Source organism: Streptomyces sp. NPDC052101, assembly GCF_040680235.1.
Taxonomy (GTDB): Bacteria; Actinomycetota; Actinomycetes; order Streptomycetales; family Streptomycetaceae; genus Streptomyces.
Window position 1 is genome coordinate 22,626 of sequence record NZ_JBFAWH010000016.1, and the last position, 22,749, is coordinate 45,374.

Sequence of the window (22,749 nt, forward strand, 5' to 3'; positions counted from 1 at the left end):
CCGCTGCTGTGTGCGCGCCGCCTCGGAGCAGCTTCAGTTCGCTGGTGCCGTGGTTCGCAGGATCTTCAGGAACTCGCGCATCCAGGCCGGGTGGTCCGGCCAGGCTCGGGAGGAGACGAGGGTGCCGTCGACCACCGCTTCGGTGTCCTGGAAGCCCGCTCCGGCCGCCTGCATGTCCGGTTCGAGCGCCGGGTACGCCGTGACGCGGCGGCCGCGCAGGCTGTCGATCGCCGCGGTGAGCAGTGGGCCGTGGCAGATCTGGGCGACGGGCTTGTCGGAGTCGAAGAACGCCTTGAGGATCTTGCGAAGCTCGGGGTCGTTGCGCAGATACTCGGGGGCCCGGCCGCCGGGGATGACGAGGGCCACGTACTCGCCGGGGTCCACGTCGGAGAAGGCCAGGTCGGCGGGCCAGGTGTAGCCCGGCTTCTCGGTGTAGGTGTCGTAGCCGGGTTCGAAGTCGTGGACGACGAAGCGCAGGGTCTTGCGGGAGGGGGCCGCGATATGGACCTCGTAGCCCTCCTCGCGCAGGCGCTGGTACGGGTAGAGGACTTCCAGGGACTCCGCCGCGTCGCCGGTGACGATCAGGATCTTCGCGGGCATGTCGGCTCCTCCGGGTGCTCCGAGGTGCTCCTGTACTCCAGGGCGGGACGCACTGTCCCTGGGCAAGGTGCCAACACCGGGCCTGCTTGCCAAGAGGGCCTTCGCGGTTCCGGCCCGCCTCCGGGCGGCGAGTCCCCACCGGTGTCAGAGTGCCCTGTACTCAGAGTGCGGTCACGGGTCTCCCTGCGCGACCGGACGCCCCCGCCGCCACTTCCGCCGAATACGTCACCACCCCCCAACCCGCCGCTGTGCAGAACGTCAAACTTCACCCCTCGGTTTTGTACACATACGGCTCATGACGGGCCCGGGGTAGGGAGCGATAGCCTTGTGGCGTGATCAGCGCGATATCTCGCGGGGGCGTTCCTGTCCCCGCCCTGCGCCCGGGTTGCACGGAGCACCTCCGTGACCGGGCGGCAGTCGCTGGTCTTCGCGGGCGGGACGGGGCACCAGAAGCCCCCGGGACGCCGAGGGCAACCCTGGACACGGCGGCGCCGAGAGCAGCGTCACACCCGACAGGCGTGTCGACAATGGCCGAATTCCCCCCGCGTATCTCACCTCGAGGCATAGCGTCGATGCGGACCGGACACCCCGGGCCGTGGCGTCGAGCCGGAGGGAAAGAGACCGTACTTCCTTCTACGTCACGCAACGGCGCGCGACAGGAGTCAGAGGACAATGCAGACCAAGCTGGACGAAGCCAAGGCCGAGCTGCTCGAGAGGGCTGCCCGGGTAGCTGAGAACAGCCCGGTCGGGGGGCACCTACCGACCGGGACCGCGGACAAGGGCTCCCCGGACACCCCGGACAGCGAGTCCGTACTCGCGTTCCTCCAGCGCTACTACCTGCACACCGCCCCGGAAGACCTCGCCGACCGCGACCCGGTCGACGTCTTCGGCGCCGCGGTCTCGCACTACCGTCTCGCCGAGATGCGCCCCCAGGGCACGGCGAACGTGCGGGTCCACACCCCGACCGTGGAGGAGAACGGGTGGACCTGCAGCCACTCGGTCGTGGAGGTCGTCACCGACGACATGCCCTTCCTCGTGGACTCGGTCACCAATGAGCTGACCCGGCGCGGTCGCGGCATCCATGTCGTCGTCCACCCGCAGTTCGTCGTCCGGCGCGACCTGACCGGCAAGCTGATCGAGGTCCTGCCAACCCCGCCGGGCGGCGACCTCCCGCACGACGCGCACTTCGAGTCCTGGATCCATGTCGAGATCGACCGGGAGACGGACCGCGCCGACCTGAAGGAGATCACGGCCGATCTGCTGCGCGTGCTCTCCGACGTCCGTGAGGCCGTCGAGGACTGGGAGAAGATGCGGGACGCGGCGATCCGGATCGCCGCCGACCTGGACAGCGAGCCCGTTCCTGGCGACCTGCCCCGGCCCGAGGTCGAGGAGGCCCGCGAGCTGCTGCGCTGGCTGTCCGACGACCACTTCACCTTCCTCGGCTACCGCGAGTACCAGCTGCGCGAGGACGACACGCTCGCCGCCGTGCCCGGCACCGGCCTCGGCATCCTGCGTTCCGACCCGCAGCACGCCGAGGACGACCAGCACCCGGTCAGCCCCTCCTTCGAGCGGCTGACGGCCGACGCCCGCGCCAAGGCCCGCGAGCACAAGCTGCTCGTGCTGACCAAGGCCAACAGCCGCGCCACCGTGCACCGTCCGTCGTACCTGGACTACGTGGGCGTCAAGAAGTTCGACGCGGACGGGAACGTCGTGGGGGAGCGGCGGTTCCTCGGGCTGTTCTCCTCCGCCGCGTACACCGAGTCCGTGCGCCGGGTCCCCGTCATCCGCCGCAGGGTCGACGAGGTGCTGCGCCGCGCCGGGTTCTCGCCCAACAGCCACGACGGCCGCGACCTGCTCCAGATCATGGAGACCTACCCGCGCGACGAGCTGTTCCAGACGCCCGTCGCCGAACTGCAGTCCATCGTCACGAGCGTTCTCTACCTGCAGGAGCGGCGCCGGCTGCGGCTCTACCTGCGGCAGGACGAGTACGGGCGCTACTACTCGGCCCTCGTCTACCTCCCGCGCGACCGCTACACCACCGGTGTCCGGCTGCGGATCATCGACATCCTGAAGGAGGAGCTGGGCGGTGTCAGCGTCGACTTCACCGCCTGGAACACCGAGTCGATCCTGTCCCGGCTGCATTTCGTCGTCCGCGTCCCGCCGGGCACCGAGCTGCCCGAGCTGTCCGACGCCGACAAGGACCGCATCGAGGCCCGCCTGGTCGAGGCCGCCCGCTCCTGGGCGGACGCGTTCGCCGAGGCGCTGACCGCCGAGTGCGGCGAGGAGCGCGCGGCCGAGGTGCTGCGCCGTTACAACCACGCCTTCCCCGAGGGCTACAAGGCCGACCACAACCCGCGTGCCGCGGTCGCCGACCTGGTCCACCTGGAGCAGCTCAGCGAGGACAAGACCTTCAGCCTGAGCCTGTACGAGCCGGTGGGCGCGGGCCCCGAGGAGCGCCGGTTCAAGATCTACCAGAAGGGCGGCTCGGTCTCCCTCTCGCACGTGCTGCCGGTGCTCAGCCGCCTCGGCGTCGAGGTGACCGACGAGCGGCCGTACGAGCTGCGCTGCTCGGACCGCACCACCGCCTGGATCTACGACTTCGGCCTGCGCGTGCCGAAGGCGGTCGGCGGCGGGGAGTACCTCGGCGACGACGCCCGCGGGCGCTTCCAGGAGGCCTTCGCCGCCACCTGGACCGGCAAGGCGGAGAACGACGGCTTCAACTCGCTGGTGCTGAGCGCCGGGCTGTCCTGGCGGCAGGCCATGGTGCTGCGCGCCTACGCCAAGTACCTGCGGCAGGCCGGTTCGACCTTCTCGCAGGACTACATGGAGGACACCCTCCGCAACAACGTCCACACCACCCGGCTGCTCGTCTCGCTGTTCGAGGCGCGGATGTCGCCGGACCGGCAGAAGGCCGGGCTGGAGATCACGGACGCCCTGCTGGAGGAGCTGGACGCGGCCCTGGACCAGGTGGCGAGCCTGGACGAGGACCGGATCCTGCGGTCGTTCCTCACCGTCATCAAGGCGACCCTGCGCACGAACTTCTTCCAGGAGGCGCACGGCGGCAAGCCGCACGACTACGTCTCCATGAAGTTCGACCCGCAGGCCATCCCGGACCTGCCGGCGCCCCGCCCGGCGTACGAGATCTGGGTGTACTCGCCGCGCGTCGAGGGCGTGCACCTGCGCTTCGGCAAGGTCGCGCGCGGCGGCCTGCGCTGGTCCGACCGGCGTGAGGACTTCCGCACGGAGATCCTCGGCCTGGTCAAGGCGCAGATGGTGAAGAACACCGTCATCGTGCCGGTCGGTGCCAAGGGCGGTTTCGTCGCCAAGCAGCTGCCGGACCCGGGCAAGGACCGCGACGCGTGGCTGGCCGAGGGCATCGCCAGCTACAAGACGTTCATCTCGGCGCTGCTCGACATCACCGACAACATGGTCGCCGGCGAGGTCGTACCGCCGCAGGACGTGGTCCGGCACGACGGGGACGACACCTATCTGGTCGTCGCGGCCGACAAGGGCACCGCGACCTTCTCCGACATCGCCAACGACGTCGCGAACACATACAACTTCTGGCTCGGCGACGCCTTCGCCTCCGGCGGCAGCGCGGGCTACGACCACAAGGGCATGGGCATCACCGCGCGCGGCGCCTGGGAGTCCGTGAAGCGGCACTTCCGCGAGCTGGCCGTGGACACGCAGACCGAGGACTTCACGGTCGTCGGCATCGGTGACATGTCCGGTGACGTGTTCGGCAACGGCATGCTCCTCTCCGAGCACATCCGTCTGGTCGCCGCCTTCGACCACCGGCACATCGTCATCGACCCCACCCCGGACGCGGCCACCTCGTACGCCGAGCGCCGCCGCCTGTTCGAGCTGCCCCGCTCCAGCTGGGCCGACTACAACACCGAGCTGCTGTCGGCGGGCGGCGGGATCTTCCCGCGCAGCGCCAAGTCGATCCCGGTCAACGCCCACATCCGCGAGGCCCTCGGCATCGAGGACAAGGTCACCAAGATGACCCCGGCCGACCTGATGAAGGCGATCCTGCACGCGCCGGTCGACCTGCTGTGGAACGGCGGCATCGGCACGTACGTGAAGTCGTCGGCGGAGTCCAACGCCGACGTCGGCGACAAGGCCAACGACGCCATCCGCGTCGACGGCAAGGACCTGAGGGTCAAGGTCGTCGGCGAGGGCGGCAATCTGGGCCTGACCCAGCTCGGCCGGATCGAGTTCGCCACGCACGGCGGCAAGATCAACACCGACGCGATCGACAACAGCGCCGGCGTGGACACCTCCGACCACGAGGTGAACATCAAGATCCTGCTGAACGGCCTGGTCGCGGAGGGCGACATGACCGTCAAGCAGCGCAACAAGCTGCTCGCCGAGATGACCGACGAGGTCGGCGCGCTGGTCCTGCGCAACAACTACGCGCAGAACACCGCCCTGGCCAACGCCCTCTCCCAGGCGGGCGCGATGCTCCACGCCCAGCAGCGGTTCCTGCGCCACCTGGTGCGCGAGGGCCACCTGGACCGGGCGCTGGAGTTCCTGCCCACCGACCGTCAGATCCGCGAGCGCCTCACCCAGGGCCATGGCCTGACCGGCCCGGAGACGGCCGTCGTCCTGGCGTACACGAAGATCACGGTCGCCGAGGAGCTGCTGGCGACCTCGCTGCCGGACGACCCGTATCTGCGCAGCCTGCTGCACGCGTACTTCCCGACGGCTCTGCGCGAGCGGTTCGTCGACGCGATCGACAACCACCCGCTGCGCCGCGAGATCACCACGACCGTGCTGGTCAACGACACGGTCAACACCGGTGGTACGACGTATCTGCACCGGCTGCGCGAGGAGACCGGCGCCTCCCTGGAGGAGATCGTCCGGGCCCAGACCGCGGCCCGCGCGATCTTCTGCTCGGCACCGGTGTGGGACGCGGTGGAGGCGCTGGACAACAAGGTCGACGCGGCCGTGCAGACCCGGATCCGGCTGCACTCGCGCCGGCTCGTCGAGCGCGGCACGCGCTGGCTGCTCAACAACCGGCCGCAGCCGCTGGAGCTGGCCGAGACGGTCGAGTTCTTCGCCGAGCGGGTCGAGCGGGTCTGGCAGGAGCTGCCGAAGCTGCTGCGCGGCGCGGACCTGGAGTGGTACCAGCATGTGTACGAGGAGCTGAACGAGGCCGGCGTCCCGGAGGAACTCGCCACGCGCGTGGCCGGGTTCTCCTCCGCCTTCCCGACGCTCGACATCGTGTCGGTGGCCGACCGCATGGGCAGGGAGCCGCTCGACGTCGCCGAGATCTACTACGACCTCGCCGACCGGCTCAACATCACCCAGCTGATGGACCGCATCATCGAGCTGCCCCGTGCCGACCGCTGGCAGTCCATGGCCCGCGCCTCCATCCGCGAGGACCTGTACGCGGCGCACGCGGCGCTCACCGCGGATGTCTTCGCGGCCGGCAACGGCACCTCCACTCCCGAGCAGCGCTTCAAGGCCTGGGAGCAGAAGAACGCGCCCATCCTGAGCCGGGCGCGCACCACACTGGAGGAGATCCGCGGCTCGGAGACGTTCGACCTCGCCAACCTCTCGGTGGCGATGCGGACGATGCGGACGCTGCTGCGCACCCACTCGTAGCCGTACGACAGCGGGGCGCCCCGGGCCGACGTGAGATCGGACCGGGGCGTTCCGCTTCTTGCCGACCCTTGGCAAAAAATGATCAGTGGATTTACCGTTTCCTGCTAATCAGTGTCCTTCGGATAGGGTCGGCGGTGTGACTGTTCAACTCACCGAGATCACCGAGACCCGCCCGGCGGCGCCCCCCACGCCGGCGCCGGCGCCGGCCCGGCCCGTCACGCGCGTCGTGCTGGAGGTCGTGAAATTCGGGATCGTCGGCGGCAGCGGCGTCCTCGTCAATTTCCTGATCTTCAACCTGCTGCTGCACGGCCTGGGTGGGCAGGCGATGACGGCGACGGTCCTGGCCAGCTGTGTCGCGATGGCGACCAATTACCTGGGTTTCCGCTATTTCGCCTATCGCGACCGGGCCTCGCGCACCCGCAGTCAGATCATGCTGTTCTTCGTCTTCAGCGGTCTCGGCGTAGTCATGGAGATCGGCCTGTTCTGGGTCGGGTACCACGGACTCGGCCTCAACAGTCTGCTGGAATCCAACGTGGCGAAGGCACTGTCGATCGTGCTCGCCTCCGCCTTCCGATTCGTCGTCTATCGCACCTGGGTGTTCCAGCAGGATGCACACCGCACCGTCTGACATCGAACCGGTGAGTCGCACGCACACGCCGTCCGGCGCCGCGCGGGCCGGTCGGGCACTGCCGCAGGTGGCCGCCGCGCTCGTCGTGGTGCTGCTGCTCCTGGTGATCGTCCGCCTGCCGTGGGCGGGCGATCTCGGCATGCACGCCGCCACCATCCAGCGCCTCAGCCACAACCTGGTCCATCCCGGCAATCCGCTGGTCGACGCGGACACGCCGAGCCCCTACTACTCGCCGTGGATGCTGGTGCTGGGCGTGGTCGCCAAGGTTACCGGCCTGCCGGTGTTCATGGTGCTGCGGATCGGCGCGCTCGCCGGGCTGACGCTGCTCGTCACCGGGGTCTGGCGCTATGTACGCACACTGACCGCGCACCGTGCGGCGCCCGCCCTGGCCCTGCTGAGCCTGCTCTTCCTCTGGGGCCCGCAGCTGTTCACCTGGTCCGGCTTCCTGGGTCTGAACTCCCTGGCGCTGACGGTGGCGTACCCGAGCGCCCTCGCGCTCGGCCTCACCTTCCACTTCTGGGCCTGGCTGACGCGGGCGGCGCGGGACGAGGCCGCGTGGGCCAGGTGGCTGTGGCTCGGAGCGCTGTGGGCCCTGATCCTGCTGTGCCACCAGTTCACGGGCGTCGTGGCGTCGCTGGGGGCGCTGGCGATGGTGATCGCGGCGCGGCCGTCGCGCGCGCTGCTGCTGCGCCTGGCTGCCGCCCTGGCTCTGGGCATGGCCCTGCTCTGGCTGTGGCCGTACTACGACTTCTTCTCGCTCTTCTCCGCGGGCGCGGACCTGGAGGCCATCCACAAGCCGCTGTACGACGACCTGACCGTGCGGTTCGGGCTGGTGCTGCTCGGGGTGGCGGCGCTGGCGCTCCGCTTCCGGCGCGACCGCTGGGACCCCCTGGTGCTGTTCTTCGTCCTCGGGTCGCTGATGTTCGCCGCGGGCGGGCTGACCGGCCACTACTCCTGGGGCCGGGCCATGCCGGCCGCGCTGATCCCGGCGCAGCTGGCAGCCGCGCTGGAGGTCGTCGCGGCCGGGCGGCGCGCGGTGCGGGCCGGGTGGGCGTGCGTGCTGGGAGCCGCGCTGCTCGTCGGGGCGTGGACGCAGGTCGGGACGCTCGGCTATGTGACGGGGAAGGGCCCGCTGCCTTCGGTGGTCGCCGCGAAGTACCAGACGCCGTGGGTGGGGTACCACTGGATCACGCCGTGGGTGAAGTACGGGGACGTGGTGATGGCTTCGGAGACGCCCGCGCGGCAGATCCCCGCGTATGGGCCGTACACCGTGGCGCCCGGGTATCCGGATGTCTTCCTGCCGGATTCGGCGAAGAGGGAGGCGGCGGTCGAGCGCTACTTCGCCTCGGGGACGTCCGCGGCCGAGCGGGCGCGGATCGCGCGGGAGTACGGCGTGCGGTGGGTCGTGGGGCCGGGTGGACTGGCCGGTCCGGGCCTCCGGAAGGTGACCGACGGCCCGGGCGACGAGACCCTGTACCGAGTGGTGCGCTAGCTGCCGCTGGGGGCGGGGTTTCGCTCGCCCCCAGCTGGTGCCCCGGCAGGCAACGTTCGCCCCGTCGCGACGCCCGGCACTCCCCCACTGCCTTAAGGGCGTGGGAGGTACCCCCACTCTCGCCGCACCGGCCGAAAGCCCACGTACGCCCAGTACGAGGGCTCCCGGCCGGCACTCCCCCAGCCACGGCCGGGGGGACCCCCGGAGCACGCACCGGACGCCGCTCCTCAAGGGCAGACGTTGCCTGCCGGGGCACCAGGTCGACCGCAACGCCTAGGGGCGCGGGGAACTGCGCGATCCGCCACGGTGGATCCGCAGTCGCTCCCGCGCCCCTGGGTACAACGGCGCCGCGACCCGGCCTTCTACCTCAGCACGCTGGACAGCAGCTTCGCCGCCTTGCGGATGCGGGGGCGGGCGACGCGCTTGACCACCGGACGGATCACCCGGGCCGTGACTCCCACCGGCTGCCAGCGCAGCTGCAGGCGGCCGGGGTTGCGGCCCTCCGGCTCCACGGTCAGCTCGTGCGGGGTCACGCCGGAGCGGTAGTCGACACGGGCCGTGAGCGTGGGGAAGGTGGGAGGCGCCAGCAGGAGGCCGGAGTTGGACAGCCCCTGCTGCTGGAGTCGGACCACCGGGTGCCGCATGCCCGCGAAGCCCTGGAGGGGAAGCGGGGCGGTGGACAGGTCGATACGGACCGTGCCTTCGAAGACGCTGGGACGGACCGGGTCGAGCCGGAAGGGGATCGTCATCCGGCGGTTGCCGGGGGAGAGGATCAGGCTGGCGCGCTGCGGGCCGACCGGCAGGCGCAGACCGGGGTCGTAGGTGCGGATGGCGAGGGTGAGGGAGGCACCGGGGCCCGGGGTCAGCTCCGTGATCTCATGGCGGAACTGCGCGCTCGGGAACGGACGGGTGTCCAACTCCAGGTCGGACACGTCCAGTTCACGGCGGCCGCGCTCGGTGGACGGCAGCGTCTCGCCCCAGTGCGGTGTGCCGGACTCGTCGGCCGTGATCTGCCGCGGTGCCACCGGATGACCGAGACTGCGCGCCGCGAGCTGGGCGTCGGCCAGGCGGCCCTCGCGCAGCAGCTCGAGCACCACCCGGTCGGCCCGCGGCAGCCGGGTGTAGGCGCCGTCGGTCAGCGTGTCCAGGTACGGGTTCATGATCTCGGCGAAGGCGTCCAGCCACTCCGCGTCCCGGTAGGGCAGATCGCTGGCGTACAGCCGGAAGTCGTGCTTGAGGAACTTGAAGTCCTTGTCCTCGCGCAGCCCAGGGTGCTCGCTCCCCGCCAGGAACTCGTCGATCATCCGGTGTACGCGGATGCGGTCCTCGACGTTGGAGATCTTGTGCCGCTGGTTGGAGATCGTGGCCGTGTCCGCTGCCGCGAACGGCTCGATGTACCAGAGGTACACCGGGTCCGGGATGATCGTGAACGCCTTCGCCAGACAGTACGACTGGATCGAGAACAGCTGGTCCTCGTAGTGGACGCCCTCCGGGAAGCGGAGGTTGTGACGGTTCAGGAAGTCGGCGGTGTACATCCTGTTCGTCGACAGCGGCCAGAAGAGCAGGCCCGGCTCCGACTCGATGTTCTCCACCGTGCGCCGCTCGGCGAACAGGTTCGGCATCCAGGTGGAGCGGTGGCCGGTGTCCACCCGGAGGCGCTGGCAGGCGCCCATGGTGAAGTCCACCTCGCGCTCGCGGTGCGCGGCGAGGAGCAACTCGACCGCGCGGGGCGGGAGTTCGTCGTCGCTGTCGAGGAACATCAGGTACGGCGCCCGGGCGATCTCGATGGCCCGGTTGCGCGGGGCGCTGCAGCCGCCGCTGTTCTCCGGCAGCCGCAGATAGCGGACGCGGGGGTTCTCGGCCTCCAGCCGGCGCGCCACCGCGGGGGTGTCGTCGGTGGAGTGGTCATCGCTGATGATGACCTCGATGTTCGCGTGCGTCTGGGCGAGCGCCGAAGCCACCGCCCGGGGCAGGCGGGCCGCGTCGTTGAAGACGATGACGGTGACCGTGACATCGGGGGTCGTGGTCGTCGTGGTCGTCATGCCGTGGCCTCCTGAGGGGTCGGGGCGGGGGTGCGTTCCTCGATCGGGATCACCGGTGGCAGTGCTTCCTCCGGCTCGCCCAGGAACACCCGTCGTACGATCCGCTCGGCGGCGTGGCCGTCGTCGTACTCGCAGAACCGGCGCCGGAACGCGGCCCGCGCCTTCTTCGCGCTGTCGTCTCGCCAGGCGCCGGAGACGAAGATCTCCGTCAGCTCCTCCTGGGTGCGGGCCACCTGGCCGGGGTGTTCGGCCGTCAGGTCGAAGTAGACGCCGCGGGTGGTCCGGTAGGTCTCCCAGTCGTCGGCGTAGACGACGATCGGACGGTCCAGGTTGGCGTAGTCGAACATGATCGACGAGTAGTCCGTGACCAGCGCGTCGGCGGCCAGGCACAGCTCCTCGACAGGGTCGTAGGAGGAGACGTCGATGATGCGGCCGGAGCGGCGCAGACCGGTCAGCGGTGAGGCCGCGCCGCCGTAGAAGTAGTGGGCGCGGACCAGCAGGACCGTATCCTCGCCGAGCCGGTCGGCGAATTCGGCGAGGTCCAGGCGCGGGGTGAAGCCGGCCTCGTAGTCGCGGTGGGTGGGGGCGTACAGGACGGCCGTCTTGCCGGGGGCGATGCCGAGCCGTTCGCGGGCCGCGCGGACCGCCTGTGCGTCGCTCGTGTAGAAGACGTCGTTGCGCGGATAGCCGTAGTCCAGGGAGGTGTAGCGGGCCGGGTAGGCGCGCTCCCACATCCGGGTGGAGTGGCTGTTGGCGCTGACGCTGTAGTCCCACTTGTCGATGCGGGACAGCAGCGCGGCGAAGTCCAGGCCCTTGGCGGCGGCCGGGTGTTCCATCTGGTCCAGGCCCATGCGCTTGAGCGGGGTGCCGTGGTGGGTCTGGAGGTGGATCGAGCCGGGGCGCTTGACCACCGCGTTGGCGAAGTTGACGTTGTTCACCAGGTACTTGGCGGTGGCCACGGTCTCCCAGTAGCGGCGGGTGCCGGGGATCACATGGTCGGTGCCGGGCGGCAGCAGGGCCGTGTTCTCCTTCGCCACCACCCACACCGGGTGGATGTGCGGGGCGAGTTCGGCGAGCTTGGCGGCGATCGCGGCCGGGTTGCAGGCCACCCCGCGCTCCCAGTAGGCGGCGAACACGGCCAGGTTCGGGTCGATCGGGCGGCTCAGGGCGCGGTGGTACTGCTGGTCGCGGAGCTTGGCGCCGACCTGCTTCTTACGCGTCCGTACGGCCTTCTTCGCGGCGCGGCGGGTGCGGTTGGCGGCCTGGAACGCGCGGTACTTGGTGTACGCGCCCTCCTCCAGCAGCGCGTGCCGTACGCCCTCCACGCCCGCCGGGCGCTCGTGGTTCTCGGGGCGCCAGCGGACGGCGGCGAGGGAGGCGCGGCGGAAGAACTCGCGGGCCACCGCGTCGGGCAGGTTCTCACCGGCGAAGGTGCGCACGAGGTCGCGCATCATCAGGTCGTACAGCACCGCGCGGGCGGCGCGGCGGTCCCGGGCGAGCGCGAGCAGCGACTCGTAGCGCTCGATCAGCGCGAAGCGGTCCTCGGGGGCGCGCGGCGGCAGGCTCTCGGGGCGCAGCTCGCGGTGCTCGTAGGCCACCTGGTTCAGGCAGGCGACGCGGTCGGCGCGCAGCAGGACGGCCTGGGCGGCGTGCGGTTCGTCGTCGTTGGTGAGGAGGTCTTCGTGCGCGCGCCAGAAGTCGGCGCGCAGTACGCGGTTGCCGAGCAGCGGGGTGAGCCGCAGCAGGTCGGCGGCCTCGTCCAGGGGCAGGCCGGCGCGGCCGACGGCGGCGAGGAAGCGGGCGTCGCGGGAGGGGCGGGCGGCGCTCTGCCAGGTGGTGGTGACGTGGTCGAGGAGGAGGACGTCCACGGCGGCGTGCGCGGCCGCCGGGGTGTCGTCGCCGTCCGCGGCGTCGAGTTCGGCGGTCCGCTCGGTGATCAGCCGGGGGGTGCCGGCGGGCAGGCTGTCCTTGGCGTGGACGAAGTGCAGCCAGCGGCCCCTCGCGCGGGCGGCGCCGGCGGCCCGGGCCGCCGCGTCACCGGTGCCGTCCGGCAGCGGTACGACGACCGTCTCGGGAGCGTGACCCGCGGCGGCCTCCCGTGCCCAGTCGCCGACCGCGGCGACGATCACCTCGGCGTCGGTGAGCGGGTGGGCCTCCAGGGAGTCCAGCAACTCTGTCAGATGCCCCTGTGCGTTCGGTCCGTAGACGATGACGCTGAGTTGGGGCATCGCTGTGGACTCCTTATGGGTTGTCAATGGGGTAAGGATCCTTCATAACATACTGTCACTAAGCGGATGAAATGGATAACCGCTCGTGGGGCAGGAAGAGAACTCTAGTAGGAAGACGGAGTTCCGCCACCTGCGGTTTCCCGCGCGGCAACTTCTATGCCGCCTTGTTACCTGCCTTCTTGTCGCCCTTGTCGCCGGTGAAGGCCTCGTACTCCTTCATGACGTCCTCGGTCGGCCCGTCCATGCGCAGCTCGCCGCGCTCCAGCCACAGGGTCCGCTCGCAGGTGTCGCGGATCGACTTGTTGTTGTGGCTGACCAGGAAGACCGTGCCCGCCTGCTCGCGCAGCTCGCGGATCCGGTCCTCGGAGCGCATCTGGAACCTGCGGTCGCCGGTGGCCAGGGCCTCGTCGATCAGCAGGACGTCGTGGTCCTTGGCGGCGGCGATGGAGAACCGCAGCCGGGCCGCCATGCCGGAGGAGTACGTGCGCATCGGCAGGGTGATGAAGTCGCCCTTCTCGTTGATCCCGGAGAAGTCGACGATGTCCTGGTAGCGGTCCTTGACCTGCTCCCGCGACATGCCCATGGCGAGGCCGCCGAGATAGACGTTGCGCTCACCCGTGAGGTCGTTCATCAGCGCCGCGTTGACACCGAGCAGGGAGGGCTGGCCGTCGGTGTAGATGTGGCCGCTCTCCACGGGGAGCACGCCGGCGATCGCCTTGAGCAGGGTCGACTTGCCGGAGCCGTTGGTGCCGATGAGGCCGATCGCCTCGCCCTTGTAGGCGACGAACGACACCTTCTTCACCGCGTGCACCCGGCGCACCCCGGCCGCCTGCTCGGCCTGCTTGCGCCGCATGATGCGGTTGAGGGCGGCGGTGGCGGAGCCGCGGCCGGCGCCGGTGCCGTTGACCCGGTAGACGATGTCGACTTCGTCGACGACGACGGTGGGGATCTTGGTGCTGTGCGCGGTGTTCGCGGGGGTCTGCTCAGCCACGGCCGTACGTCTCCTCAGCCTTCCAGAAGTAGATGAAGCCGCCGATGCCGGCGAGCAGGGCCCAGCCGGTGGCCGCCAGCCACACATGCGGGGGCAACTGCTTGGAGTGGAAGCTGTCGATCAGGGCGTACCGCATGAGGTCGATGTAGACCGAGGCCGGCTGGGTCTTCAGCGCCAGAATGAGAAGGTGCGGCAGGTGGTCCTTCTTGGTGATCTTCTCGATGCTCCACATCACGCCGGACACGTACATCCAGGTGCGCAGCACGAACGGCATCAGCTGGGCGATGTCCGGGGTCTTGGCGCCCCAGCGCGCCATGATCAGCGACACGCCGGCGTTGAACACGAACTGCAGGAGCAGGGCGGGGAACGCGAGCAGCCAGTGCGGGGTGACCGGGATGCCGAAGGACAGGATGATCACGAACAGTGCGGTCATCGAGAACAGCAGCTGCTGGAGCTGCTGGATGCAGAAGGAGATCGGCAGCGCGGCGCGCGGGAAGTGCAGGGCGCGGACCAGGCCGAGGTTGCCGGAGATCGCGCGGGTGCCCGCCATGATCGAGCTCTGGGTGAACGTCCAGATGAACACGCCCGTGACCAGGAACGGGATGTAGTTCGGCACACCGCGGCTGGTGCCCATGAGCACGCCGAAGATGAAGTAGTAGACCGCCGCGTTCAGCAGCGGGGTCATGACCTGCCAGATCTGGCCGAGTTTTGCCTCGCTGTACTGCGAGGTGAGCTTGGCGGTGGCGAAGGCGGTGATGAAGTGGCGCCGGGCCCACAGCTGGCGGACGTACTCCGGCAGGGAGGGGCGGGCGCCACTGACCGACAGGCCGTGCCGGGCGGCCAGCGCCGCGAGGTCGTCGTCGGCCGAGGCCTGGGTGGGGGGCGGTGTGTCGAGGACCTGGCTCACATCCGCTGCTTTCGCTCGGGGGGAGGGATGCCGCGCCCGGCAGCGGCCGGGACGCGTCGGTGGTCCGTCGTCCGACTGGCGTTCGTTTCCTTACGCTTCTCTTCACGTTCTCTTACGTCGGAACGGGACCGTATCGTCGCAACGGCGAGAGTAGAACCAATCGACGTCGGAACGCAACCGTATCGTCGTAACGTGCCTATGCTGTGCGTCATGACGACGAACGCCGACGACCCGCCGACGCGTCCGCGCCGCCGGACCCCCGCCGGGGCCGCCGTGCTGCGGGAGGACGTGACCGACGCCATCCGTGCGGCGGTCTTCGAGGAACTCGCGGCGGTGGGCTATGCCCGGATGTCCATCGAGGGCATCGCGCGGCGCGCGGGCGTCGGCAAGACCGCGGTGTACCGGCGGTGGCGTTCCAAGCTGCACCTGGTCCTGGACGTGGTCTCGGCGATGGCGGTGCTCGGGCTCCCGGTCCCCGACACGGGCTCCCTGGAAGGCGACCTGCGCCTGCTGTACGAGGTCACGTCCCGCGCCCTGCGCCACCCGGTGGCCTCGCAGATCATCCCCGACCTGCAGGCCGAGGCGGCCCGCAATCCCGACATCGCCGACGCCTTCCAGAAGGCCCTGCGGGACGGTCAGGAGGGCGTGGCCAGCAAGATCGTGGCTGCGGCGGAGGCGCGCGGGGAGGTGCGCGCGGGCGTCGACGCCGATCTCGCGCTCGACCTGATCTCCGGGCCGCTGTACTGGCGCGCGGTGGTGATCCGCTCCCCGAAGCTCCCGAAGGGCTACCTGGAAAACCTGGCCCGCGCGGCAGCGGGGGCCCTGAAGGCGCTGTGAGCGCCACAGCCGACGGCGCGGCAGCTCCCTGAGAGGCGCGTGGCCGCAACGACATGCGGCCTCCGCCGCGTGGCCGCGGCCTGGCCACCGACTACCCGTCGCCGGGCCTCTCGAGGAGCTTCTCGGCGAGTCGCGCCATGTCCTGCGCGTCCAGCACCCGCCCGTCGAAGCCCGGCAGCGGTATGTGCAGCGGCCCGAGCCAGCGCGGCGGTATCGCGTCGACCCCGTACACCGCTCCGGCCAGCGCCCCTGTGACCGCCGCCACCGTGTCCGTGTCACCGCCGAGGTCGATGGCCGCGCGGACCGCCTCCTCGTAGGACGCCGTGGTCCGCAGCGCCCACACCGCCGAGCCGAGACACGGCCACACCGCGCCGTTGAACTCGGTCGCCCGGTCGGGATGCCAGCCGGGGGAGAGGACCGTTTCGTAGCGCGGCCGGTGGTCGGGGTGGAGGGCGGCCAGGGTCGTCGGTACGGCGCTGAGCGGGTTGCCCCCGGTCAGGGCCACGCGGATCAGTTCGTGCAGCGCCGCGGTGCCCTCCCATGCCGCGCGGTCGCCGTGGGTGAGGGCGGAGAGGCGGCGGGCGGCGTTCATGGTGGACTCGCGGCCGTGGCGGGCGAAGCGCACCGCCGAAGGGGCCGCCCGCATCAGAGCACCGTTGCCGGCGGCCCGTTGGCTGACCTGGAAGTGGAGTGCGGCGGCCGTGTCCCATGGATCCCCGCTGGTCAGGACCGCCTCCGTCTGCAGGCCTATGTCCTTCGGGTCGGACGCCGCCCAGCGCTGGAAGCGGCGAAAGACGTCCGGCAGGTCCAGCCCGCCGCAGTCCAGGAGGGACTCGGCGGTCAGGACTGCCATCTGGGTGTCGTCCGTTGCCTCGCCCGGGTTCCAGCCGCCGCCCCCGCACATCTCGTCGCCGTGGCCCGGGTGCGGGAAGCGGGCGGAGAAGGCGCCCTCGGGGCCGAACTCGAAGGGTGCCCCGAGGGAGTCACCGACGGCGGAGCCGAGTACGGCGCCGATGGCGCGTTCAACAGCTCCCGGTACGTCCATCGGCGCAGCCTACGAGCGGGCCGCCTCCGGGTGGTGGTGGACCCAGCCCTCCCAGGCCGAGGTGATCATGTCCTGGACGTCGTACTTGGCCTGCCAGCCCAGTTCGGTGGCGATGCGGTCGGCCGAGGCGACGACGCGCGCGGGGTCGCCGGGGCGGCGCGGGGTGACGGTCGGCGCGCGGTCGTAGCCGGTGACCGCGTTGATGCGGTCGATCATCTCGCGGACGGAGACACCCTCGCCGCGTCCGATGTTGAGGGTCAGGTCGGTGCCGGGGGAGGAGGCCAGGGCGCGGGCGACGGCGACATGGGCCTCGGCCAGGTCGACCACGTGGATGTAGTCGCGCACGCAGGTGCCGTCCGGCGTCGGGTAGTCGTCGCCGAAGATGCGCGGCGCCGCGCCCTCGGTGAGCTTCTCGAAGACCATCGGGATCAGGTTGAACACGCCCGTGTCGGCCAGTTCCGGGCACGCCGCGCCCGCCACGTTGAAGTAGCGCAGCGACGCGGTCGCGAGGCCGGTGGCCTTGCCCGTCGCGCGGGCCAGCCATTCGCCGACCAGCTTCGTCTCGCCGTAGGGGGACATCGGGACGCAGGGGGTCTCCTCCGTCACCAGGTTGACGTCCGGCATGCCGTAGACCGCCGCCGAGGAGGAGAAGAGGAAGGACGGGACCTCCGCCGCCGTGACCGCCTCCAGGAGGGTGCGCAGGCCCTCCACGTTCTCCCGGTAGTAGTGCAGCGGGCGCTCCACCGACTCGCCGACCTGCTTCTTCGCCGCCAGATGCACGACCCCGCTGATCTCGTGCTCGGCGAGCGTGCGGGCCACCCGGTCCGCGTCCAGGACGGAGCCACGGACCAGAGGGACCTCCGCCGGCAGGCGTTCGGCGACGCCGGTGGACAGGTCGTCGTAGACGACCGTGCGCTCGCCCGCCTCGGTCATCGCCCGTACGACGTGTGCCCCGATGTATCCGGCACCGCCGGTGATCAGCCAGGTCATTGCGGCCGTCTCCTCCTCAGTTGGCCCGTCCGGCCGCTCGGTGGCGCAGCGGGCATCGTTCAGTGAAGCTGGGGGTGTCTCAGTGAAGCAGGCGGCGCATCCGGCTGCGCACCACCTGTACGCCCCCGCGCACGCCGGTCGCCACGCGCACGGCGAGTGCGCCGGAGTGCGTGGCGTACGGCTGTATCAGAAGCACGCCGTAGCGGACGCTCGGGACGGCGCGCCGGCTCAGCCGGCCGACGCCCGTCAGGGCGTGCGCCGTGATGTCCCGCTGCGCGCCGTCCGCGAAGCGCACGGTCAGCCGCAGGTCCCAGGTGCCCGCGCCGAGCGCGGCCAGGTCGACGGGCAGCTCGGCCGACCAGCCGGACGCACCCGTCTCCGCGTCCGTCTCCGCGTTGGAGGGCGTGAGCGGGACGGTCGTGCGCCCGCGTGTGCGCTCGTCGTCCCGGGACCGCCACTCCACGTCCACCTCGCGCGGACCTGCCTCGGCCACCCTGCCGTACAGCTCGTGCAGCCGCAGGCGCAGCAGCGAGGCACGCGCGCGTGGCCGCAGTTCCGCGTCGACGGCGAGCGGGAGGAGGGCGGTCGGGCGGGTCAGCAGCGGCGCGAGGGTGACCTGGGGGAGGTCGGCGGACCAGACGGGGACGCCGTCGGGAGTGCGGGCGTGCGGCGGCAGCAGGCGCGCCGGGCGTGCGGCCAGTTCACGCAGCCGGGGCAGGTCGCACGGCTCGGGCGACTCCTGGATGACCCGCGCGAGCAGCCGGCCCGGAGCGCCGGGGTTCAGCTCCCAGTCGGCGTCGTCGTAGTGCGCGAGGAACTCACGGGTGTGCGCCCACCATGCGCGCTGGTACTGCGCGTCGCGCAACCCCAGCTCGCGCGTGTACATCCGCACCTCGTGCTCGAGGAACTTGGCACGCTCCGCCCGCGCCAGCTCCTTCTGTCCGGCGCCCAGCAGGATGTCGTACGCCAGCGCGCACGCGTGGATGCGCGCCTGCCAGTTGTCGATGCGGTCGCGGTCCAGCGAGAGCGAGAGCTGCTCGGCGGACCGGCGTACATGCCACACGTACACACGGTCCGGAACGAGCGCGATGCGCGGGCCGGCGGCCAGCATGCGCGCGGTGAAGACGATGTCCTCGTAGAGGAAGCGGCCCTCGGGGAAGCGGATGCCGTGCTCGCGCAGGAAGTCGGTGCGGTACAGCTTGTTGACGCACAGCGTGTCGTGGACCAGGCGCGGGCGCTGGGAAGGGCGCGCGAGGACGGCGCGCGCCGTGTAGAGGGGCGCCTGCCAGGGCTGCTCGCGCCCCGAGGGCAGCTCCCGGCGCACGCACAGCCCGCTCGCGACCTCGGCGTGCGCCTCCGTGGCCGCCGACAGCAGCGCGTCCACCGCACCGGGCGGCAGGATGTCGTCGCTGTCCAGGAACATCACGTACGGCGTCGTCACCGCGTCGATGCCGGTGTTGCGCGGGCTGCCGCAGCCGCCGCTGTTCACGTCACGGCGCAGCACCCGCAGCCGGGGCTCGGTGGCGGCCAGCTGGTCCAGCAGCTCGGCGCTGCCGTCCGTGGAGCAGTCGTCCACGGCGATGACCTCGGCGACCGCCGGCCCCTGGGCCAGGGCCGATCGCACGGCATCGGCCACATGGGCGCGGTCGTTGTAGCCGATGACGACGACAGCGACCCGCGCCGCGCGGGGCGACTCGGCGGTGCTCGCTGCGCTACTCGCTGTATCGGGAGTGTCAGGATCGAGGGTGTCGGATGGGTCTGGTCGCATCGGGTCCACGGGCCGGGAGCGTAGAAATATTCGGTAATACTCTATTAAGAGAGGTTTAGCGCTCGCTCCGGAAGACAGTGGGAAGCGGGTCGGGGTTCCGTCGTGTGCACGCTCTTACTTTCCGGCCGTGCCGCTCGCCACAGCCGGGTGAACGAGACTACAGCGGCGGCCGCCAGGATTAGGTTGCGGGCCAGCATCAACAGGCAGCCGGACCAGGTGGCGTCGATCACATCGCCGTAGTGCATCGGGAAGACCAGGGTGCTCAGCGCGGTCGCCACCAGGACCAACGCGGCGACCGGCCGCTGGCTGGTGTGCCGCGAGGTCAGGCAGACGGCGGCCAGACCGACCAGCCAGATCATGTACTGCGGGCTGATCACCCGGCTGGTGACCGTGAACAGCAGCACCGCGCACAGCGCCGCGTCGCACGGCGTGGCCTCGCTCCAGCGCCGCGCCCGCACCCGCCACAGCACCAGCAGCGCGAAGCAGACCGCCGTCAGCGTCAGCGAGGCGGTGGCCGCGGCGCGCACCTGCGGGCCGACCAGCTCGACGGCGCCGTACTGGTAGCGGGCCCCGCCCGGCCAGCCCGCGTGCCGCGCGAGGTTCAGCGCCGTACCGCCGAGCGACTCGATCTGCACCCCGCGCCCGCCCTGCTCCCGCACGAAGGACAGCGGATGGTCGAACGACACGGCGAAGAAGCCGAGCGAGGCGGCCCCGGCGGCCAGCGCCCACCCCCATGCCCCGCGCGTCGACCGCCCCCGGGGCGTGCCCAGCAGCACCAGCGCCGGCCACACCTTCACCAGCGCGCCCAGCGCCGCGTAGACGCCGCCTGCGCGCGGGGAGCGGCCGAGCGCCAGCAGGGAGAGCACGGCCAGGGCGGTGACCTGGACGTCGTACCGGGCGAGCGGGAGGTGCAGCAGCAGCGGCAGGCCGCCCGTCCACAGGGCCGCGCCGAGCAGGCTGCGCCCGGGCCGGGTGCCGGTGCGGGTCAGTGCCGCCGTGACCAGCGCGTCCATGGCCAGCGTGAGCACCACGAACGCCTGGAAGTACGTCAGCCACGGCAGCAGACCCGGCGCCAGCAGCACCGCGCCGGCGGCCGGCGGGTACTGCCACAGCGTGTCGTGCGTCGGGAAGGAGCCGTGCGCGAGAACCCCGTACCAGCGGAAGTACAGCTGCGACACCTCACGTGTCACGGAACCCCCGCCGAGCAGCGGAGTGCTGTCGTGGACGAGCAGCCACAGCATCAGCCCGCGCGTGGTGAGCCAGAGGGCGGCGAGAGCGTGGACCGGGCCGGAAGTGACACGGAGGCGGTTCATCGCATGGGAGCCTAAGCCGCGCGGATGGTGTATCCGTGCCGATACGCCGTCATGCGCGTTAAAAGATTGGTTAATCGCAATAGATCCCAATAGATCGGGCCATGGTGAACGTCGGGCTTCTCCTGAAACCGCAGTCGCGCAAGGCGGCTGCCGCCACAGCCGTCGTACCGGCCGGCGGGCCGCCGCACCTGCCGGAGAGCCGGCGGGCCAGGGTCCGCCGCCGGGTCGCGGTGGGCGTGCCCGCGCTGGTGATACTCGTGGTCGGGCTCTGGGGGCTCGACCGAGGCGGGATGTGGCGCGACGAAGCCGTGAGCTTCCAGGTCGGGCGGCGCACGGTGCCGCAGATCTGGCTGCTGCTGCACGGCGTGGACGCCGTGCACGGTCTGTATTACCTCCTCGTGCACGCCGTGCTCGCCGTGCACCCCGACGAGGTCGTGCTGCGGCTGCCCTCGGTGTGCGCGGCGGCGGCGACGGCCGCGCTGGTGGCGGCGCTGGGCACCCGGCTGGCCCGGCCGCGCGTCGGGCTGTGGGCCGGGCTGCTCTACGCCGTCGCGCCGATGGCCGGCCACTATGCGCAGGAGGGCCGCTCGTACGCCCTGGTCGCCGCCGGGGCCACGGGCGCGACGCTGCTGTTCGTACGGGCCGTACGGGACGGATCGCGGGGGATCTGGTGGGCGTACGGCACGGTCCTCGGCCTCACCTGCTGGCTGCATGAGTTCGCGGTGCTGCTGCTGTGCGCCCACGCGGGGTCGCTGGCGCTGGCCCGGGCCGGGGCGCGGGTGTGGCGGGGCTGGGGGTGTGCGGCGGGCGGCGTCGGGCTCGCGCTGCTGCCGATGGTGCTCGTGTCGCGGGGGCAGGCGGCGCAGGTGGCGTGGCTGCGGAGGCCTACGGCCCAGACGGCGCAGGGGCTGCTGCGGGGGTTCCTCGGGCCTGCGGACGGGGTGTACTGGGTGTGTCTCGCGCTCGCCCTGGCCGGGCTGGCGGGGATCGTGGGGCGGCGGGGGGAAGTCACTCTCGCGGGGGTGGCGCTGCCGTTGACGGTGGTCCCCCCTGCGGTGTTGATGCTGGCGTCCCAGCTGTCGCCGCTTTATGTGGACCGGTATGTGCTGTACGCGTTGAGCGGGGCGCCGTTGGTGGTCGCGGCGGGGGCTGAGCGGGTGGCGGGGGTGGTGGGGCGACTGTGTGCCGGTGGAAGGCGCCCGGTGGCGCATTCCTCTCTTCCCGCGGTCGCCGGTGTCCTCGCCGTCGCGCTCGCCTTCTTCGACCAGTTGCCCCTGCTGCGGGCCGATCGGGATCCCGGTGCCCGGCCCGATGATCTGGGGGCCGTTTCGCGGGTGGTGGGGCGGGGGCTGGGGGCGGGGGAGCCGGTGCTGTTCCTGCCGGCGAGTATGCGGAACGTGGCCCTCGCCTATCCGCGGGCGTTCCGCGGGGTGCGGGACGCGGCGCTGGTGAAGGGGGCCGCCGGGTCGGGGACGCTGTACGGGCGGGAGGCCGGGGCACGCGAGGTGCGGCGGAGGCTGGGGCGGCTAAGGCGGGTGTGGGTCGTGGCGGACCCGGATCTGCTCGCCGGGCGCTGGACCCCCCGCGATCCCGCCGAGCTGGCCAAACTCGCCGTGCTGCGGCGGGAGTTCACCGGGCGGGAGGGGATCCTGCGGGGCGGGGCGACCGTACGGCTCTACGTGCGTGGTCCGGTTCCCGCCCATCCGCTGCCCGCGTCGGCTGGTCCGCCTCGCGCGCCGCTTCCGCCAGGGCCGCCGCGTCCAGGGCGGTCGTGAGCTGGTCGAGGCGTTCGCGCAGGTCGGCGATCTCCTCCAGGTCGAAGCCGGTCGCCCCCATGATGCGGCGCGGCACCTGAAGGGCCCGCTCGCGCAGCGCGGCGCCCTCCCCGGTGAGCCGGACCTGCACCGAGCGCTCGTCCTGCGCGCTGCGCTCCCGGTGTACGAGGCCCGCCCCCTCCAGCCGCTTGACCAGCGGGGAGAGCGTGCCCGAGTCCAGGCGCAGCTGCTCGCCGAGCTTCTTGACCGGCAGGTCGCCCTGTTCCCACAGCACCAGCATCACCAGGTACTGGGGGTAGGTGAGCCCGAGGTCCTTGAGGATCACGCGGTAGACGCCGTTGAAGGCGCGGGACGCGGCGTGCAGGGAAAAGCAGATCTGGCGGTCCAGGCGGAGCCATTCGGCGCCGGCGGGGGAGGAGGGTGAGGCGGTCATGGCTCCAGAGTAGCTCTTGCGGCCCATTTAGTTGTGCACAACTTAATTGTGTGCTCTACTTGTGTTCGCAAGGGACACCGCAGCGAGAAG

General features: G+C 71.2%; 14 protein-coding genes and 1 pseudogene. 5 read left to right on the forward strand and 10 right to left on the reverse strand.

The genetic code is table 11. From position 1 onward, the window contains the following. Positions 1 to 33: 33 nt before the first annotated feature. The gene (locus tag AB0L75_RS26695) at positions 34 to 600 is read right to left on the reverse strand and encodes a DJ-1/PfpI family protein (protein ID WP_365185445.1); all 567 of its coding nucleotides are present in this window, start codon (positions 598 to 600) and stop codon (positions 34 to 36) included. A 672-nt stretch (positions 601 to 1,272) separates the two neighbouring features. Here AB0L75_RS26695 and AB0L75_RS26700 point away from each other — a divergent pair. The 3 genes from AB0L75_RS26700 (at position 1,273) to AB0L75_RS26710 (ending at position 8,330) form a co-directional block, all read left to right on the forward strand. After that, on the forward strand, positions 1,273 to 6,210 hold the full coding sequence (locus AB0L75_RS26700) for an NAD-glutamate dehydrogenase (RefSeq protein ID WP_365185448.1): 4,938 nt from the start codon (positions 1,273 to 1,275) through the stop codon (positions 6,208 to 6,210). A gap of 136 nt (positions 6,211 to 6,346) precedes the next feature. After that, positions 6,347 to 6,838: a GtrA family protein gene (locus AB0L75_RS26705; protein WP_365185449.1), complete on the forward strand. Its 492-nt coding sequence runs from the start codon at positions 6,347 to 6,349 to the stop codon at positions 6,836 to 6,838. Between the two features lie 10 nt (positions 6,839 to 6,848). Next, entirely contained in the window at positions 6,849 to 8,330 is a 1,482-nt protein-coding gene (locus AB0L75_RS26710; RefSeq protein ID WP_365185452.1) for a hypothetical protein, read from the forward strand. Positions 8,331 to 8,692: 362 nt separating this feature from the next. On the opposite strand, the gene AB0L75_RS26715 is transcribed toward AB0L75_RS26710, so the two are convergent. The 4 genes from AB0L75_RS26715 to AB0L75_RS26730 form a co-directional block, all read right to left on the reverse strand. Next, positions 8,693 to 10,372, reverse strand: coding sequence for a glycosyltransferase family 2 protein (locus tag AB0L75_RS26715; RefSeq protein WP_365185453.1), 1,680 nt, complete (start codon positions 10,370 to 10,372; stop codon positions 8,693 to 8,695). Further along, on the reverse strand, positions 10,369 to 12,600 hold the full coding sequence (locus AB0L75_RS26720; protein WP_365185456.1) for a CDP-glycerol glycerophosphotransferase family protein: 2,232 nt from the start codon (positions 12,598 to 12,600) through the stop codon (positions 10,369 to 10,371). The genes AB0L75_RS26715 and AB0L75_RS26720 overlap by 4 nt, the downstream gene beginning before the upstream one ends. 154 nt (positions 12,601 to 12,754) lie before the next feature. After that, complete coding sequence (locus tag AB0L75_RS26725; RefSeq protein ID WP_365185458.1) at positions 12,755 to 13,591, reverse strand: ABC transporter ATP-binding protein; 837 nt, start codon at positions 13,589 to 13,591, stop codon at positions 12,755 to 12,757. Next, positions 13,584 to 14,498 (reverse strand): ABC transporter permease, encoded by a 915-nt coding sequence (locus tag AB0L75_RS26730; protein WP_365185460.1) that lies wholly within the window; start codon positions 14,496 to 14,498, stop codon positions 13,584 to 13,586. Before AB0L75_RS26730 ends, AB0L75_RS26725 begins: the two co-directional genes overlap by 8 nt. 210 nt (positions 14,499 to 14,708) lie before the next feature. Here AB0L75_RS26730 and AB0L75_RS26735 point away from each other — a divergent pair, with 210 nt between their 5' ends. Further along, the gene (locus AB0L75_RS26735) at positions 14,709 to 15,335 is read left to right on the forward strand and encodes a TetR/AcrR family transcriptional regulator (protein ID WP_365185462.1); all 627 of its coding nucleotides are present in this window, start codon (positions 14,709 to 14,711) and stop codon (positions 15,333 to 15,335) included. 91 nt (positions 15,336 to 15,426) lie between these two features. On the opposite strand, the gene AB0L75_RS26740 is transcribed toward AB0L75_RS26735, so the two are convergent. The 4 genes from AB0L75_RS26740 to AB0L75_RS26755 form a co-directional block, all read right to left on the reverse strand. Then, positions 15,427 to 16,380, reverse strand: a complete 954-nt coding sequence (locus AB0L75_RS26740; RefSeq protein WP_365185465.1) for an ADP-ribosylglycohydrolase family protein — start codon at positions 16,378 to 16,380, stop codon at positions 15,427 to 15,429. 9 nt (positions 16,381 to 16,389) lie between these two features. Continuing rightward, the gene (gene galE / locus AB0L75_RS26745; RefSeq protein WP_365185467.1) at positions 16,390 to 17,370 is read right to left on the reverse strand and encodes a UDP-glucose 4-epimerase GalE; all 981 of its coding nucleotides are present in this window, start codon (positions 17,368 to 17,370) and stop codon (positions 16,390 to 16,392) included. A gap of 79 nt (positions 17,371 to 17,449) precedes the next feature. Further along, positions 17,450 to 19,138, reverse strand: a complete 1,689-nt coding sequence (locus AB0L75_RS26750; RefSeq protein WP_365185469.1) for a glycosyltransferase family 2 protein — start codon at positions 19,136 to 19,138, stop codon at positions 17,450 to 17,452. Between the two features lie 44 nt (positions 19,139 to 19,182). Continuing rightward, on the reverse strand, positions 19,183 to 20,451 hold the full coding sequence (locus AB0L75_RS26755) for a glycosyltransferase 87 family protein (RefSeq protein WP_365185471.1): 1,269 nt from the start codon (positions 20,449 to 20,451) through the stop codon (positions 19,183 to 19,185). A 101-nt stretch (positions 20,452 to 20,552) separates the two neighbouring features. Between AB0L75_RS26755 and AB0L75_RS26760 the strand changes: the two are divergent. Continuing rightward, a pseudogene (locus AB0L75_RS26760) lies at positions 20,553 to 22,136 on the forward strand (glycosyltransferase family 39 protein); the annotation flags it as partial. Here AB0L75_RS26760 and AB0L75_RS26765 read toward each other — a convergent pair. After that, the gene (locus tag AB0L75_RS26765; RefSeq protein ID WP_365185474.1) at positions 22,081 to 22,659 is read right to left on the reverse strand and encodes a MarR family transcriptional regulator; all 579 of its coding nucleotides are present in this window, start codon (positions 22,657 to 22,659) and stop codon (positions 22,081 to 22,083) included. The pseudogene AB0L75_RS26760 and the gene AB0L75_RS26765 sit on opposite strands and share 56 nt — an antisense overlap. Positions 22,660 to 22,749: the final 90 nt, after the last annotated feature.